13 protein-coding genes are annotated in these 17,081 nt (G+C 27.7%); 9 read left to right on the top strand and 4 right to left on the bottom strand.

Features of this window, described 5'->3' with window-relative positions; genetic code table 11:
* Nucleotides 1-16: 16 nt before the first annotated feature.
* Genes ALEK_RS04170 through ALEK_RS04155 form a run of 4 tightly spaced genes read left to right on the top strand, consistent with a single transcriptional unit; the run spans nt 17 to nt 1,736 of the window.
* Nucleotides 17-781, top strand: a complete 765-nt coding sequence (locus tag ALEK_RS04170; protein ID WP_071627431.1) for a pyrroline-5-carboxylate reductase — start codon at nt 17-19, stop codon at nt 779-781.
* Nucleotides 768-1,052 (top strand): hypothetical protein, encoded by a 285-nt coding sequence (locus ALEK_RS04165; protein WP_071627432.1) that lies wholly within the window; start codon nt 768-770, stop codon nt 1,050-1,052. The genes ALEK_RS04170 and ALEK_RS04165 overlap by 14 nt, the downstream gene beginning before the upstream one ends.
* The gene (locus ALEK_RS04160) at nt 1,042-1,383 is read left to right on the top strand and encodes a hypothetical protein (RefSeq protein ID WP_071627433.1); all 342 of its coding nucleotides are present in this window, start codon (nt 1,042-1,044) and stop codon (nt 1,381-1,383) included. Before ALEK_RS04165 ends, ALEK_RS04160 begins: the two co-directional genes overlap by 11 nt.
* On the top strand, nt 1,380-1,736 hold the full coding sequence (locus ALEK_RS04155; RefSeq protein ID WP_071627478.1) for a hypothetical protein: 357 nt from the start codon (nt 1,380-1,382) through the stop codon (nt 1,734-1,736). Before ALEK_RS04160 ends, ALEK_RS04155 begins: the two co-directional genes overlap by 4 nt.
* Here the strand turns inward: ALEK_RS04155 and ALEK_RS04150 are convergent.
* On the bottom strand, nt 1,729-2,328 hold the full coding sequence (locus ALEK_RS04150) for a non-canonical purine NTP pyrophosphatase (protein ID WP_071627434.1): 600 nt from the start codon (nt 2,326-2,328) through the stop codon (nt 1,729-1,731). The two genes, ALEK_RS04155 and ALEK_RS04150, sit on opposite strands and share 8 nt — an antisense overlap.
* Before the next feature lie 77 nt (nt 2,329-2,405).
* On the opposite strand from ALEK_RS04150, the gene ALEK_RS04145 reads away from it, so the two are divergent.
* The 4 genes from ALEK_RS04145 to ALEK_RS04130 all read left to right on the top strand — a co-directional run bounded on the left by ALEK_RS04145 (nt 2,406) and on the right by ALEK_RS04130 (nt 9,841).
* On the top strand, nt 2,406-3,719 hold the full coding sequence (locus ALEK_RS04145) for an MFS transporter (protein ID WP_071627435.1): 1,314 nt from the start codon (nt 2,406-2,408) through the stop codon (nt 3,717-3,719).
* Between the two features lie 58 nt (nt 3,720-3,777).
* Nucleotides 3,778-4,422, top strand: a complete 645-nt coding sequence (locus tag ALEK_RS04140; protein ID WP_071627436.1) for a transglutaminase-like cysteine peptidase — start codon at nt 3,778-3,780, stop codon at nt 4,420-4,422.
* Between the two features lie 12 nt (nt 4,423-4,434).
* Nucleotides 4,435-6,657: a bifunctional diguanylate cyclase/phosphodiesterase gene (locus ALEK_RS04135; RefSeq protein ID WP_071627437.1), complete on the top strand. Its 2,223-nt coding sequence runs from the start codon at nt 4,435-4,437 to the stop codon at nt 6,655-6,657.
* Between the two features lie 91 nt (nt 6,658-6,748).
* Nucleotides 6,749-9,841: an efflux RND transporter permease subunit gene (locus ALEK_RS04130; protein ID WP_071627438.1), complete on the top strand. Its 3,093-nt coding sequence runs from the start codon at nt 6,749-6,751 to the stop codon at nt 9,839-9,841.
* Between the two features lie 9 nt (nt 9,842-9,850).
* Here the strand turns inward: ALEK_RS04130 and ALEK_RS04125 are convergent, their stop codons facing one another.
* Both ALEK_RS04125 and ALEK_RS04120 read right to left on the bottom strand, forming a co-directional pair.
* Nucleotides 9,851-10,612: a hypothetical protein gene (locus tag ALEK_RS04125; protein ID WP_071627439.1), complete on the bottom strand. Its 762-nt coding sequence runs from the start codon at nt 10,610-10,612 to the stop codon at nt 9,851-9,853.
* A 31-nt stretch (nt 10,613-10,643) separates the two neighbouring features.
* The gene (locus ALEK_RS04120) at nt 10,644-13,268 is read right to left on the bottom strand and encodes a valine--tRNA ligase (protein ID WP_071627479.1); all 2,625 of its coding nucleotides are present in this window, start codon (nt 13,266-13,268) and stop codon (nt 10,644-10,646) included.
* Nucleotides 13,269-13,429: 161 nt separating this feature from the next.
* On the opposite strand from ALEK_RS04120, the gene ALEK_RS04115 reads away from it, so the two are divergent.
* A complete protein-coding gene (locus ALEK_RS04115; protein WP_071627440.1) occupies nt 13,430-14,896 on the top strand; it encodes a sensor domain-containing diguanylate cyclase in 1,467 nt (488 codons plus the stop codon).
* Here ALEK_RS04115 and ALEK_RS04110 read toward each other — a convergent pair.
* Nucleotides 14,893-16,959 carry an ATP-dependent helicase gene (locus ALEK_RS04110; protein WP_071627441.1) on the bottom strand — a complete coding sequence of 689 codons (2,067 nt, stop codon included), beginning with the start codon at nt 16,957-16,959 and terminating at the stop codon, nt 14,893-14,895. The genes ALEK_RS04115 and ALEK_RS04110 overlap by 4 nt on opposite strands.
* Nucleotides 16,960-17,081 lie beyond the last annotated feature (122 nt).

The following is a 17,081-nucleotide window of genomic DNA, read 5'->3' as shown; positions in this document are numbered from 1 at the left end:
TCAAAAAGGCAATAAAATGAAGCTAACTATCATAGGAAATGGAATTATGGCTCAATCATTAGCTAGAGGATTAGTAAAAAACTATGAAGTTGAAATCATAGGAAGAGATACTAATAAGCTAAATGCAGTGAAAGAGAAAATTCCAGAAGTTTCAGTAAGAACATTAAATGACAATGAAGATATAACAGATAAAAATATAATTTTTTGTGTAAAACCATATGCACTTCAAAGTGTATCAGCAAGATTATCAGGAAAAGCGAATGTATTATTATCAATCTTAGCAGGTACTACTCTTGAATCATTAAAGAGACAAATTGAATCTAAACATTATGTAAGAACTATGCCAAATGTAGCAGCATCAGTACAAAACTCAATGACAACAATCACAGGAGATAATGAAGCTAAAAATATGGCAGTTGATATTTTCTCTACAATTGGAAAAGCAATTTGGGTAAATACTGAAAATCAATTAGATATTGCAACTGCGGTTGCTGGTTCTGGTCCTGCATTCTTGGCACTTGTAGCAGAAGCTCTTGCCGATGGTGCTGTTAAAGCTGGACTTGAGAGACATATCTCAACTCAATTAGTTCAAGGATTATTTTCAGGAACTGCATCACTATTAAAACACTCACATCCTGCAATCATCAAAGATTCAGTTATGAGTCCAGGTGGAACTACTGCTGCTGGTTATGCACAACTTGAAGAAGGTGCAGTAAGAGATTCTATGATTAAAGCAATAAACGTAGCTTATGAAAAAGCTCTAGAGCTTGCAAAAAAATAGTTTTACTCTTTTTGAGACAATAGTAAGTATTACATTACTTGCTATTGTTATTAGTGGATTTATTCACTCTAATACTTCCAATAACAATGATATTTTATTTCAAAAACTAAATGAATTAGAAAATAGTTTTGATATAAAAAATTATTCGACACTTACAAAATCAAATACAAATATAACTTTTATAATAGATGGAAATATAGAAGAAGAAATTCTTGTAAAAAAATATCAATATAAAAATGAAGATATAAAGATTTATAAATATGAAAAATAGTTTTTCAAGTTTAGAATTAATAGCTAGTATTATAATTTCTTCAATTGTAATAGTATATTCAATGCTTTTTATAAAAGAGAGTATGTTCTCAAATACTAATAATCAAGAAATAGAAATACTAAAATTAGATTTATTATCAACAAAAGCCTTTTTACAAAAACATCAAGATTTAGAATCAAAGTTAAAATTAGAAGATAAAATTTTATATTTTGAAAATTCAATTTTATTAAAAGATGTTTATGATTTTCAAATCCAAAAAAAAGCCACATATTATGAAATAGATATAAATTTAGATGAAAAGATTAAACAAGTTTGGAAAATAAAACTATGAGTACAAATAAAACAAAATCTAAAAAAGCATATACTTTATTAATCACTATTGTTTTAATTTCTTTATTTTCTTATTTGATAATATCAACAATGCAAACAAAATCTTTTGCAAATAAAAATATCCAAAATCAATATTTATATATTCAAGCCAAAAATCATATGGGCTTTTTTAGAAGTCATATAAATAGTATGAGCACTGAGCAATTAAAAAGTATGAATAAATTAGAATTAAAAGATGATTCATTTAAAATTGAAGCTAATATCTCAAGTGATACTAACTCCAATCTTCAAATTGATATTTTTGTGAAATCTATATCTTTTGATATAAGATTACACGAAAGAGTAATTAGATAATTACATCTAAAACTTTTTTCGCAAGTTTTAAAGCTGAACTTCTATGTGAGAATTCTTTTTTTACTTCATGTGGCAATACACCTAATGTTTCATCAAATCCTTTAGGAATAAATAAAGGATCATAACCAAATCCTTCAGTTCCAACAGGCTTACTAGTAACATCTCCATGCATCCACCCATGAACAGTATAAACTTCACCTTGATAGATAATAGCTATACAAGCAGTATAATACGCTGGTGTTCGCTCAATACTTTTTGCTTGTAGATTTTTAATCATTTTATTATTGTTATCTTCATCACTAGCATTTTCACCTGCATACCTAGCAGAATAAATTCCTGGCTCATTATTAAGCGCAGGAACTGTAATACCAGAATCATCAGAAATTACAATAACATCTTTATAATTTTTATTTATTAATTCATCATAAATTGTTTGTGCTTTTTTAATGGCATTACCTTTGAAGCTATCTTTATCTTCAATTATTTCTATATCACCTAGAATTTCTTTGAATGCTACTACCTCGTCATTTGGCATTAACTTCTCAAACTCTTTGATTTTCCCTTTATTCCCTGAAGCTAAAACAATCTTCATTAATTTTCCTTTGATACAAATTATTAAGCATTAATTATATATAATCGCAAGAAATTATATAATGTTTAGGATTACAAATGATTAAATCGGTTTTACCACTTAGTTCAATTATAGCCCTTAGATTCTTAGGTCTATTTTTAGTTTTACCCGTAATATCTGTATACGCTATGAATTTAGAGGGAGCATCAACTACTTTAATTGGTATTGTAGTTGGAGGTTATGCCCTAACTCAAATGATTTTCCAAGTACCATTTGGAATCATTAGTGATAAGTTAGGAAGAAAAGGCACAATTGTTATGGGTCTTGTTCTTTTTGCAATAGGTTCTTTAGTTTGTGCAATTTCTACTGATATATATACATTAATGTTAGGTAGATTTTTACAAGGTGCAGGTGCAATTGGTGCAGTTGTTACAGCAATGATCTCTGATTTAGTAAAAGAAGAGCAAAGACCAAAAGCAATGGCTATGATGGGTATGTTTATTGGTATCTCTTTTGCAATTTCAATGATTGCAGGACCAACTTTAGGTTCAGCTTTTGGAGTTGAGAGTCTGTTTATTATTACAATGGTTTTAGCATTAGCTTCTATTTTTGTATTATTAAAAATGGTTCCAAACCCTCCTCATATCACTCATTCATATAATGGGAAAGCAAAGTTATCAACAGTATTAGGAAATACAAACCTAATTAAAATGAATATTACAAACTTTTTACAAAAAGGTTTAATGACTTTTGCATTTATGATTATTCCAATGGTTTTAATCAATAACTATGAATGGCAAATGAAAGAGTTATGGCAAGTATATTTACCAGCTATGATTTTTGGTTTCCTTGCAATGGCACCTGCTGCTATTATTGCTGAGAAAAAAGGTAAATTCAAAGAGATTTTAGTAATTGGTATTTTATTATTTGCAGTTTCTTATTTAGTAATTGGACTTAGTTCTTCAACTACTATTTTTGTAATTGGTGTAGTTATCTTCTTTATTGGATTTAATATGCACGAACCAATTATGCAATCACTTGCTACAAAGTTTGCTAAAGTTCACCAAAGAGGATTAGTTCTTGGAATCTTTAACTCTTGCGGTTACTTAGGTACATTCTTAGGTGGATTACTTGGTGGTATTTTCTTTGATGGTTTAGAATCTTTATCAACTATTGTAATTACAATTACTGTAGTTTGTATTTTATGGGCTATTTTAATTATTACAATGCCTAATCCAGCTAAAAAGAAAATGGCTTATTTACCAGTTAGTGAATACAACTTAGATAATAGTAATAACTTAGAAATTGATTCTATTGACGAGTGGTACATCAATAATACTGAAGGTACAATTGCTATTAAATATGACGAACAAAAGATAGATGAAGAAGCTATCAAAAACTTATTAAAATAATTTTATTAAATAATTTAAAGATTACTATTATAGAATTAGACTAAACAAAGGAGATAATTTGAAAAAAATAATATTATTTTCTATTCTTATTATCTCCACATTAGCAGTTATTTCTACAACTGCTAATAAAACTTATTTCATTGACAACTCAAAAGTAAAAAAAGTAAACAAAAAATACGGTGCAAAAGCTAAAAAAAGAGTTGAGCTTTGGGATAATATGCTTCAAAAATCTAAAGATGAAAAAATCCTAAAAAAACTAAAAAATGTTAATGATTTTTTCAATAAGATTAGATATAAAACTGACCCTAAACATTGGAAAAGAAAAGATTATTGGGCAACACCATACGAGTTTTTGGGTACTGCTGCTGGAGATTGTGAAGATTATGCAATTGCAAAGTATTATAGTCTTAGAAAACTTGGAGTTCCAGAGAGTAAGCTACGAATCACTTATGTTATTTACAAAAAAAGAAATACGAGGTTTGATCAAGCTCACATGGTATTAACCTATTATCATAAAAAAGGTGCAACACCTATTGTCCTTGATAATATTAATAAAAAACTAAAACTTGCAACAAAAAGAAAAGATTTAAAACCTGTTTACAGTTTTAACGCAAGTGGTTTATGGCAAGCAAAAAATAAGGGTTCTGTGAAAATCGGAAAAAATAATCTAAAAGCTTGGAAAAGCATGATGAACAGAATCTAAAAAGGAAAAAAAATGTCTTTATCAAAACAACTATATATAATCATGGCCTTTATATTTTTTATGATATTTGCTGGTAATTTTATAATCAGTGTAAAAAATACTAAAGAGTATTTACAAGTTGAGTCTATTACAAAAGCTCAAGATACAGCAACTACTTTAGGAATGACTTTAAAATCACTTCTAAAAGATAAACATGACCCAGAAATCGAATCCATAATAAAAGCTATTTCAAATAGAGGTTTTTATAAAGAGATTAGATTAGAAGATGTAAAATTTAGTATTACTGATAAAGACTTAATAAATAACTCTTCTGATTTAGATGACTCAATGTGGGAAATTTCAAATGTTATTATGGATAAAGAATTTGGAGAAATCAAAAAAGATGAATTAGATTTAGAACTTGAGAATGAACTTTCACAATTAGAAAATGATTCTGAAAATATTGAACTTTTTGATGAAAACCCTCAAAATTCATATACTTATTTGCCAAGTGATTCATATAAAAATGGTGGAAATATCTCTTTTTCATTTACTGCAAAAAATGATAAAAACCAAACTATTGATACTTTTGCAAATATAAATCTAAATAAAATTATTGTTCAAGTAAATAGAAAAGAGAAGTTTGATTATATTCCAGAGTGGTTTATTGATTTTATTCATATTGATTTAGAAGAAACATATAGTGAAATCTCTGATGGTTGGAATACAACAGCTATTATCTACGTAAGTGCAAATGCCGGAGAAGCTTATGCAAAACTATATGATCAAGTAAAAAGTGGTGTGATATATGCAATAGTTGCATTTATTATTGCTATGGCTATTTTATTTGTATTTGTACAATTTATTTTAAAACCTCTAAAAAATATTGAGAAACTTGCTAACTCTATTGCTCAAGGAAAATTTACAACAATTGATAATTTACCATGGACAACAGAGATTAAAAACGTAGCACTAGCAATGAATGACATGTCATCAAAAATTGAAACAATCATTACAAAATTAAATAAAAACTTAGAGAATATTACAAACAAACTATCTCAAGATGAATTAACAGGGCTTAATTTAAAACAGAGTTTTGAGACAGATATGAAAGAGATGTTTATTCATAAATCAAATGGTTATGTATTTATGATTAAGATATTTGATTTGGCAACTTTTGCAAAATCACATACAAATAAAGAAGTAAATGAATTTATCAAAAAATTCGCAGAAGTTTTAGATAAAACAAATATTGATAAGAAAAATGCAAAAACTATTTCATATAGATTCTTTGGTTCTGAATTTGCAATGATTGGTAAAAATTTTACTTATGATGATGCAATATCATTTACTAAAAAATTACAAAATGAATTTGAAAACTTATCAAGTCAATTTGATAAAAATGATATTGTACATATAGGTGCAACTCCATTTAATCAAATTGGAACTACTCCTGAAATGCTACAAGCTGCAAATGAGGCTTACGAAAAAGCTACATTAATTGGAGCAAATGAAGCACATATTAGAGATGAAGAAGACTTATCTATGGATATGGAAACATGGAGAGAATTAATTTTTGATATTATTGATAACTCTAAATTTGATATTCAATATATTAATGATGCAAGAAGAGTAGATATTGAATCTAAAGAAATTGTAATGCAAGAAGCATTTACAAGTGCAAAAGATAAAGACAACAATGATATTCCAATAGGTACATTTGTATCAATTGCTGAGAGATATGAAAAAGTTATGGATTTTGATGAAAAAGTTATTTTAAAAGTAATTAACCATATTCTAATAAACAAAATAAGTCATGATATTTCAATTAACTTATCATTAGAATCTATTAATAATACAGCCTTTATTGCTTGGTTAGAGAAAGTATTAAATGAGCATAGAAATATTGCTAATCAACTTGTATTCTCAATTACAGCATATGCTGTTGCTAAAGATGTTGATAAATTCAAATTCTTTGCTGATGAAATGCATCAATGTGGAGCTAAAATTATTATCAAAAGATTTGAAAGTAAATTTATTCCATTAGAGAGTATTAAAGATTTCAATTTAGATTATATTAGACTAGCTAGGGATTATACAAACAATGTATGTAATGATCACTCTAAACAAAGTTTCATAGAAGCTATTCATGAACTTTCTACTTTACTAAATATTAAAGTTTTTGCAGAGAATGTTAAAGACGATAAAGATTTAGAAATGATTAAAAAATTCAAAATTTATGGGGCAAGTAGATAATAATATCTCTTGCTTTATAACTAATCTATCACAAATGTTAATATTACATTAACAATCATATATTATAATTCTTTCTTTTTAAAGGCTATAAATGTTTGATAAAATCTTACGATTTTTTGTAAATAATTCTCGTGTAAACTATACTTTATTTATTTTAGTTTTTGCCATTGGTATTTGGTCATATAATAAAACTCCAAAAGAGATTTTCCCAAGTTTTGAACTAGACATGATTTCAATCACAGGTTCATATTCTGGTGCATCAGTTGATATCCTTGATAGGATGGCTGTAATTGAAATAGAGGACAATGTCAAGAATATTGATAGTGTTGATACTATGTCAACTATAATCTCTCCAGGTCGATTTACTATTGTATTAGAGCTAAAGAATGGCAAAAATAAATATAATGAAGCAGATAAGATAAAAGATGCTATTTCTTTAATAAAATCTAATCTACCAAGTGATATGGATGAACCAAGTGTTAATGTTTTAGAGAGAAGTCGTTCTGTTGTGGATATTTCTCTTACATCTAGTAAATACTCTACTGATGAACTTAAACCTTTTGCAGATAACTTAAAAAGTAAAATACTTGGAGTTAATGGTGTAAATGATGTAACTATTTTTGGAGATTCAGATAAATACTTTGAAATACTTCTTGATGATAGAAAAATTGAAGCACTTGATTTAAATAAAAATGAAATATTTGATGCAATTACAACTTTATCATATATTTTTCCAGTTGGGAAAATAGAAGATCCTAAGAAACACTACTATATTTCTACATACAATGGTGCCAAAAATGCTAATGAATTTGCTAATACATTACTAAGAATTGGTAATAAAAGTGTTTATTTAAGTGATATTGCAAGTACTTCAAAAAAATATGAAGACTCATCTACACTATATTCATTTAATGGCAAAAATGCTTTATCTTTAGCAGTTGAACAAAGTGATACAGCAGATGCAATTGTAATTGTGAAGAGTATCAAAAAACTTCTACCTTCTTTGAATAAATTAAATCCTGATATTAATATTTCAGTTGCAGATGATAATTCTGAGAGAATTGTAGATAGATTAAATATTGTAATTTCTAATATTATTCTAGGAATTATACTAATCACAATTTTAGTAATGATTCTAATTAACTTTAGAATGTCATTTATTATAGCCGTTGGTATTCCTACATCTTTTGTAATTGCAGCAATATATATGTATCTAAGTGGATATACAATTAATATGATTTCCCTAGTTGGGGTATTAATTGCAATTGGTATTGTTGTTGATGATGCTATTGTTGTAAGTGAAAATATACAACAATATATAGAAGAAGGACTTCCACCTAAAGAAGCTGCAATTAAAGGTGCAAGTGAAATGGTTAAACCAGTAACTGTTGCATCAATTACAACACTATTTTCATTTTTACCAGTTCTAATGATTTCTGGAACAATGGGTGAAGTGATGAAACTAATTCCTATTGCACTAAGTGCTTTAGTTGTTGCATCTTTAATTGAGTCGTTTATATTTTTACCTATTCATGCAGCACATTCTCTTAAAAATGGTGCAAAAGTTACCTCTTGGGAAAAAGCAAATCAGATATACAATAAGATTATTCATTTTTTTATGAATTGGAAAAAAACATTTCTTACAATATTTATTATCATGGTTCCTGTTTTAATAGTTATGGAAGTAACTAGTTCTAAGTTTCAATTATTTCCAAAGTTTGATGCCTCTGATGTAAAACTTTCATTTAAAATGGATGCAAATACAACACTAGAAGAGTCTTTTAAAATAGTTCAAGAAATTGAAAAAGACTTCATGGATAACAGAGATAAATTCTTTATTAGAAGTATAGATTCTGTTGCAGGATATAGAAGAGATGTAGGAGGAAATACTGAAAGATTTCCTTATGTTATGTATATGACAATTGAATTACAAAAACTAAAAGCTGCTAATATTTTAGATAAATATGTAACACCAAATTTAAGTTTTTATTACGATGATGAAGATAGAACTAGAACTGAAAAGTCTAGACAAATAGCAAAAAAATTAAAGAAATTCATTGAGAAAAAAAATTATAAAGATAAATATAATTTAGAAGAAGCAGAAGTATTAGAGCGAAAAGTAGGTCCAGTAAAAGCAGATGTAAAAATTGGACTAATTTCTCACGATAACCAAAAAATCATAAAAGCAATTGAAAAACTACAAGTAGAAATAGAAGCTATTGAAGGTATTAAATCAGTTTCAAATTCACTAAAATTTGGTATCGATGAAATTAAAATAAAAGTTAACTCTTATGGAGAACAACTTGGAATTACAGAATCATTTATTGGTTCATATCTTTCAAACCTTTATTTGTTAAAAAAGAAAACGGTAACTTTTGATGAAAAAGAGATGTTAGATGTAAAAGTTCAGTCAATTAATAAAGATGATTTCCAAAGCTTTAAAAATACACAAATTCCATTAAGTGATGGAACATTTGTTTCTTTAGAACAAATAGTTGACTTAAATTCTATTAGAGGGTTTGAGCAATTATTAAAAGATCAGGGAGAAAAAAACTTTTACATTTTTGCAAATGTAGACCCAGATATTGTAACTTCAAGTGAAGTTCTAGTAAAACTACAAGCTAGTTTAGAGACAATAAAAGAGAGCGGAATAAGATTAGTATTTAAAGGTGAAGCAGAAAAAAATAAAAGCTTAATGAATGATATGATTTTAGCAACTGCTTTAGCCTTGATTCTAATTATGATGTCTATGCTTTATTTATTTAATTCATTTAGAGAAACATTCATTGTAATGAGTATTATTCCTTTTTCAACCCTAGGGGTATTAATAGGACATCAAATCATGGGATTAAATCTATCTATGCCTTCAATGATTGGAGCACTAGGACTTGCAGGGGTTGTTATTAATGATGGTATTATTATGATGACATATCTTAAAAAAGCAAAAACTATGGATGAGATATTCCAAAGAGCTACAAAAAGATTCCGACCTATTATAATTACTACAATTACTACATTAATTGGTATGAGTTCACTTATTTTCTTCCCAACAGGGCAAGCTGTAATCTTCCAACCAATTGCAATTGCATTAGGATTTGGATTAGCATGGGGAACAATTCTTAATCTGATTTATCTACCAGTATTATATACAATCACACACAAACTAAGAAAAAGTAAGGTTTAAAAGCCTTATTTAGATTATAAATACAAAACTTTTAATAGCTGAAATACTCATATCATAAGGTTCTACATTTATCTCTTTTAGAGTATGTTTTATATTTACTAAAATCTCTGAAATTATATTCTCAAAAGAGAAATTTGAAGAATCATAAATACTCTCTTTTTTTGATTTAATATATTTTAAATCTTTAATAATATTCAAATTACTATCATCTTTTTTCATAAGTTCTAACTGCCAGTTATTCTGCCAAGTATTAAAAAGATATTGATTTTTATTGTCTTTTGATGTTCTTATCTTCCATCTAATAACTTGTAAGTATTGATATAATTTTAACATCTCACTTTTATTATATTGAAGTGAAGTAAAATGATGTTCTTCTTTTAGATTGTATGCATTATAAATAAGTTTATATAAACCAATAATCAAAAAATCATTTCTATTTTTAACTTCATCTTTTGAAAAAGCATAATGCAAATATTCTTGAGAAGTTTTTAGTTTTACCTTATTCTGAATTATATTTATATAGTTTTGATTTGTATTAATTTGGAAATATATATTCTTTGCAAGTCCTCTATTAAAAGAGTTTGGATTACGAATATCTAGTTTCTTTTTGTATTTAACTAATAAGTCTAAAGTTTCATTTTTGAATTCAACTATTTGAGAGGCAGAGTCTGTTTGAGCAACACTTTGTAAAGTATCTTTGTTAACAGAACAAGCTTGAAAAGTAAAAACTAAAACCAATAACAATATATAATGAAATAGTTTTAGTTTCATTTCAAGCCTTTTAACTAGAGTTTAAAAGCTATTAAGAAATAGCCTTTAATTCGTTTTGTATTTTTTCTAATTTATTCTTTGCATCTTCTAATGCTTTTCTATTTTCAGCAATAACTGATTCAGGTGCATTAGCTACAAATCTTTCATTTGATAACATTCCGTTTAGTTTATCAAACTCTTTTTGAGTTTTTGCTTGTTGTTTAGTTAATTTATCAATAATTGGACTCATATCAATTTCAGAAGTTGGAAGATATACTTCTAAATTATTAGATACATCTGTAATTGAATTTTCAACTTTTGCATCAACAAATTCAATATTTTCAACTTTTCCAAGTTTTTCAATAAATGGTTTTGCAATATCTTTATCAATATTAGCATCTAATTTGATGTAAGCTTTAGCAATTTTTGAGTTACCCATATCAATAACAACTTTAGCACGTCTAAGAGCTGTAATTGCCTCTTCAATGATAGTAAACATTGATTCTACTTCTTCATCTTTTGCAATCTCTTTAGGGAAGTTACAAACCATTAATGAATCAGCACCCTCTTCTAAAGAAGTTCCTGTTAATTTGTGATATAAGTAATCAGAAATAAATGGCATAAAAGGACTTACCATTTTTAATGTCTCTTTGAAAATTGCTCCAAGTTCTACAATTGAGTCTTTTGAACCTTTAGAGTACTCAATACCCCAATCACAAAACTCTGTCCATACAAATTTGTATAATACAGATGCTGCTTCATTGAATTTAAATGCTTCTAAAGTAGCTCTTACATCATCAACTGCATGTGAAAGTCTTGATTGCATATATTTTCCAAGAGGAGTTTTAATCTCAATATCTTTTAAATCTGGGAATGTATCTACATTTAATGTTAAGAAATTTGATGCATTATATAACTTGTTTGTAAAGTTTCTAAATTGCTCTAAGTTTTTAGCACCTAATTTAATATCTCTACCTTGAACAGCTAAATATGCAAGTGTAAATCTAATAATATCAGCAGAATGTTCTTCAACCATATCTAATGGATCAATTACATTTCCTTTTGATTTAGACATTTTTGCACCAGTTTCATCTCTTACTAGTGCATGCATATAAATATCTTTAAATGGTAATTCACCTTGGAAGTGATCACCCATCATCATCATTCTAGCTACCCAGAAGAACATAATGTCAAATCCAGTAATTAATAATGAGTTTGGATAGAAGTCTTTCATATCTTGCATTTCATTATATAATTCTTCTAATTCACCATTATTTCCCCAACCTAATGGTGACATTGCCCATAAAGCAGATGAGAACCAAGTATCAAGAACATCTGGATCTTGAGTCATTTCTTTGCTTCCACATTTTGGACAACATTCTGGTTCATCGTCTTTGTCAGCCCATTGGTGGTTACAAGATGAATCTGCACAAGTAAATACAGGAATTCTATGTCCCCACCATAATTGTCTAGAAATACACCATGGTCTTAATTCATCCATCCATGCTGTATATGAATTAATCCAATGTTGTGGGTGGAAGTTATTATGAGCTTTTGTTTTATCAATTGAAGATTTTGCAATTTTCTCAGATAAGAACCATTGTTGAGAAATAAATGGCTCAACAATATTTTTACATCTATAACAGTGTCCTACTTGGTGAACATGATCTTCGATTTTTACAATATATCCAGCATTCTCTAATGCTTTTACAATAACTGGTCTAGCTTCAAGTCTTTCTAATCCTGAAAACTCTCCACAGTAGTCATTTAAGATACCTTTTTCATCAAATACTTTGATGAATTCTAAATCGTGTCTTTTTCCCACTTCGTAGTCATTTTGGTCATGTGCTGGAGTTACTTTTACAACACCTGTACCAAATTCCATATCAACATGAGAATCAGTAATAACTTTGATAGTTCTATCAGTTAATGGTAATAATACTTCTTTTCCAACAATATCAGTATATCTTGAATCATCAGGATGAACCATAATAGCTGTATCCCCAAAATATGTTTCAGGTCTAGTAGTTGCTACTTGTAATTCACCTGAACCATCAGCAAATTTATAAATCATAGTATAAAATTTACCATTTACTTCTTCGTGTTCAACTTCAATATCAGATAAGGCACCATCATGTGTACACCAGTTAACCATATAGTTATTTTGTGCAATGTGTCCATCATTGTATAAAGATACGAATGCTTCTTTAACAGCCTCTTTAAGACCAGAATCCATAGTAAATCGCTCACGTTTCCAAGCTGGTGTAACACCTAATTTTCTCATTTGGTGAACAATATTACCACCAGATGTTTCTTTTTGAAGCCAAGCTCTCTCTAGGAATTTTTCTCTTCCTAATTCTTCTTTTGTAGTACCTTCAGCTAAAAGTTGTTTTTCAACAACATTTTGAGTTGCAATACCAGCATGGTCTGTTCCAGGTTGCCAAAGAGTTTTGAACCCGTCCATTCTTTTATATCTAGTAATAATATCTTGTAATGTAAAAGTAAGTGCGTGACCAATATGTAATGATCCTGTTACATTTGGTGGTGGCATCATAATTGAAAAGTTTTTACCCTCTTCTTGAATTGATTTGTTACCATCAATTTCAAAATATCCTCTATCTTCACAGATTTTATAATAATTATCTTCTACTTTTGATGGTTCGTATTTTTCGCTCATAAAACTTCCTATATTTCTTAAGTCTTTTTCTAATTTAGTCGCGATTATATCCAAATTATCCTTTATAGTAAAATCTAGATACTTTTTTTAATTATTAATTAGTTATAATTCATTTAATTATTATGTTTTACTTAAAAAAATTATTTAGTTAAAGTTGAAAAATGTTAAAAAAAATTAAAAAGAAAAGCAATTTTTTCTTATTGTTTATAATAGCTTTAGCTATTGCTTTTATCGTAATAACACAGAATAAATTAATTGAAAACTACCATATTGCAAACAGCAAAATTAATCATAAAAATATAAAGTCTTTAATAGAAAAATTAGAAGATAGAATTGACTTTATTCATAAGTTAAATCTAGAATATTCAAGTCTAGATGAGACATATGAATTTATAAATGACCAAAATCCAGATTATATATATTCAAATTTTAGAAAAGATTCTTATACTTTAGAAGATATAGATTTATCTTATTTTATACTAACAAACAAATCAAATAAACTTTTATTCTCAAAAAAAGCAAGAAATATCACAAATGCAAAAGATCATAATTTTGAAGAATATTTAATCAAAAAACTGGAGAAAATAAAAAAGATAAATGGAATTATAAAATATAAAAACAACTCATATTTTATATCTAAAGCTCCAGTATATCAAACAGATTATTCTGAGAACTCTAACGGGTTTTTAATTTTAGGTAAAAAAATAGATAACTTATATTTAAAAAATATTAATTCTAATTTTTTAGAAGTTAGGTTTTCGAATAAACCAAATGAAACATCAGATCATAAGCATTCATCGAAGAATTTTCCTAAGATTATTGTAAATAGCCAAGAAAAAATCGATTATTTCACTAATAATATCTATTTTTACAATGAAAAAAATGAGCTATTATTATCAATTCAAACAGAAAGTGATATTGAAATATCAAATGATATATTCAAAACTACATGTATATTATCAACATTTTTATTACTAATTATTCTTATTCTAATTTTGACATTAAATAGTTATAAAAAACTATTCACCCATAATCAAAAGAATATTGAAAGTCAAATAGATAGTAAAACAAAACAAATCAAAAATGCTATGGAAGAGTTAGAAAAAGTAAATCTTCAACTATATGATATTGCTCATACTGATCATTTAACTAAAACAATGAATAGAAGAAACTTCTTTATTCATGCTCAAAATATTTTCTCAGTTTCAAAAAAAGAAAACATAGAGTTTACAACAGTAATGATAGATATTGATAACTTCAAATCATACAATGATAAATATGGCCATGATGTAGGAGATAGAGTATTAATAGAGTTTACTAAAACAATCCAAAATCAACTAGAATCAAATGATATATTTGGAAGATTAGGTGGAGAAGAATTTGCCTTAGTATTTCCAAAAACAAATCTAAAAAATGCTATCAAAAAAGTGGAAGATATAAAAGATGAAATTGAACAAATAGATATTTTTGTTTATGAAGAAGTTATCAATATTACAGCAAGTTTTGGAGTTAGTGATAACTACGGAAGTAATAATATCGATGAAATGCTACAAAAATCTGACAAACTTTTATACAATGCAAAAAAAGATGGAAAGAATTTAGTTAGAAGTAGACTACACCTGTCTTAAGAAGGATCAGCAGCAGTTTTCTCTTCTGGATCACCTTTTACTAATCCTGCTTCTCTTAAGAATGGACTTGCTACAAAAGTAAGCTTTTTGATTTTATCAAATTTTGCAAATGAAAGATAAAGTATATCTTTTGCTCTTGTAACTGCTACATAGAATAATCGTCTCTCTTCTTCTAGACTTCCACCCTTGCTCATTAGCTTTCTATTTGGAAATCTTCCATCCATTAGGTCAATTACATATACTTCTTTGAACTCTAAGCCTTTACTTGCATGAACAGATAGTAGGTTTACACCATCACCCTCACTCATTTCACTTCCACCTAAAATCATTGAGTTTACAAACTTTGATAAGTCATTGAAGTTTCTTGATAAGTTTTTTAGAAGCATTACTTTTCTATTAATTTTTGCTAAAGATTTTGTCTTTTGCATTACATTAACAGTTCCATCTTTTTGTGTTGCTCTTTTTGTTGATAAAGCATCTTTAATCTTAGAATACATCATTGATGAAGTAATACTAGTTACTAATGAGTCTGGATTTTTTGTACGTCTTAAATGTTTCATTAATAAATAAAAATCATATACATATTTAGCACCATCAACTGAAAGTTTTGGGTGTTTTAATATAGGATTAGATAAAAAACCTTCTTCAAAATTACAGTCTTTAAATTTTGAAATAGAACCTAGTTCTATAAAGTCATCAAACAATCCTAATTGAATATTTTTAACTTTATTAGACTCATAAGGATTTCTCATATCAGGATCAGGATGAAATAATCCTTTGACTAAATCTCCTCCACCTAGTTTTATTAAAGCATCGAAGATATCTTTTGCAATTGCTTTTCCAATACCTTTTCCATGCTCTAAAGTGTGAATAAAAGCCATCATATCATTATGGGACAACTGCATTACAAGTAAGTCTAATACAAACTTAACTTCCACAGAATCAAAGAATGACATTCCACCTTTTCTTTTTGCTGGAATTTCAAACTCTCGCAAGTTTGCTTCAATCCCATCAGCACTTGAATTGTTTCTGAAAATAATAGCAATTTCATTATGAGGAGTATCACTTTGAGAGATTAACTCTGAAATATAATGATACTGAGAAAATAGCTCATTAAAAGCTAAAAGTCTAGGAGGATTTGAAGTCTGAGTTCTCATTACCTCTAAGTTCTTTTCATAAATTCTTTCATTATGTTCAATTACTTTTGTTGCTAAATCTAAAATAGGTTTTGAAGACCGATAGTTCTTTCTTAATGTGTAAACTGTAGCATTATCATATCTTGTAGCAAAAGTAGAAATAATACCAATATCTGAACCATTAAAAGCATAAATACTTTGATCATAATCCCCAACACAAAATAGTGATGTAGGTCTAAAACCATCAAGAAGTCTTCCTTGCAGTGGATTTGTATCTTGATATTCATCTACTAATATTTCTTTGAATTCAAACTCTTCTTCTTTTAATGTTTCTAACATAATTGTTAATAAATCATCAAAGTTTGCATATCCATACTTTGCTTTTAACTCATGAAACTCTAATACAACATCTTCATAAATCATCGTATATAGTTCGTGGTCTGGGTTTTTATCTTTTACCCATTCTCCAAAATCTTCACCCTCATTTGAGTTAAGATAAAGTGAATATAAATCATATAAATATCCACCATCATAAGGATTAGTATCCTCTTCTCTCTCCACAAAAACTCTTTTTTCGTAGATAGATCTAAATAGTGTTTTTAATTCATTTGGTTGTTTTAAAGTGATATTTTTATTTAGTTGTTTTAATAGTTTATACGATACAGAATGAAAAGTTCCTGCCATAATTTGTTTTGCAACTTCTTTACCAAAAAACTTAGCAACCCTTTGTACCATTTCAGCAGCAGCTTTATTTGTAAAAGTTAATAATAGAATCTCTTCAGGTTTTACACCCTTATTAATTAGGTTTGCTATACGTCCAACAATAGTAGATGTTTTACCTGTTCCAGCACTTGCAATGATTAGATTGAATCCGTGATCACATGTAGCAGCAGATAGTTGTTCTTGGTTTAAATTTGATAATGGCATTAGTTGTTTGATTTTCTCACGATAAAGATTTGTTATAAATGAATAGTATCATAATAGGTTTAAGACTGATTGAATAATGAAATTTTGGAGTTTATATAAAAAGAAAGGGGTGCCATTGCTGA

Source organism: Poseidonibacter lekithochrous (assembly GCF_013283835.1).
In the GTDB taxonomy this organism is placed as follows: Bacteria; Campylobacterota; Campylobacteria; order Campylobacterales; family Arcobacteraceae; genus Poseidonibacter; species Poseidonibacter lekithochrous.
This window is presented reverse-complemented; position numbering and strand designations above follow the sequence as displayed.

Bases quoted from the DNA above. Each gene is read 5' to 3' on its own strand.
- ALEK_RS04170 (WP_071627431.1), top strand. From the start codon at position 17: ATGAAGCTAACTATCATAGGAAATGGAATTATGGCTCAATCATTAGCT.
- ALEK_RS04160 (WP_071627433.1), top strand. From the start codon at position 1,042: ATGAAAAATAGTTTTTCAAGTTTAGAATTAATAGCTAGTATTATAATT.
- ALEK_RS04155 (WP_071627478.1), top strand. From the start codon at position 1,380: ATGAGTACAAATAAAACAAAATCTAAAAAAGCATATACTTTATTAATC.
- ALEK_RS04150 (WP_071627434.1), bottom strand. From the start codon at position 2,328: ATGAAGATTGTTTTAGCTTCAGGGAATAAAGGGAAAATCAAAGAGTTT.
- ALEK_RS04145 (WP_071627435.1), top strand. From the start codon at position 2,406: ATGATTAAATCGGTTTTACCACTTAGTTCAATTATAGCCCTTAGATTC.
- ALEK_RS04135 (WP_071627437.1), top strand. From the start codon at position 4,435: ATGTCTTTATCAAAACAACTATATATAATCATGGCCTTTATATTTTTT.
- ALEK_RS04130 (WP_071627438.1), top strand. From the start codon at position 6,749: ATGTTTGATAAAATCTTACGATTTTTTGTAAATAATTCTCGTGTAAAC.
- ALEK_RS04125 (WP_071627439.1), bottom strand. From the start codon at position 10,612: ATGAAACTAAAACTATTTCATTATATATTGTTATTGGTTTTAGTTTTT.
- ALEK_RS04120 (WP_071627479.1), bottom strand. From the start codon at position 13,268: ATGAGCGAAAAATACGAACCATCAAAAGTAGAAGATAATTATTATAAA.
- ALEK_RS04115 (WP_071627440.1), top strand. From the start codon at position 13,430: ATGTTAAAAAAAATTAAAAAGAAAAGCAATTTTTTCTTATTGTTTATA.
- ALEK_RS04110 (WP_071627441.1), bottom strand. From the start codon at position 16,959: ATGCCATTATCAAATTTAAACCAAGAACAACTATCTGCTGCTACATGT.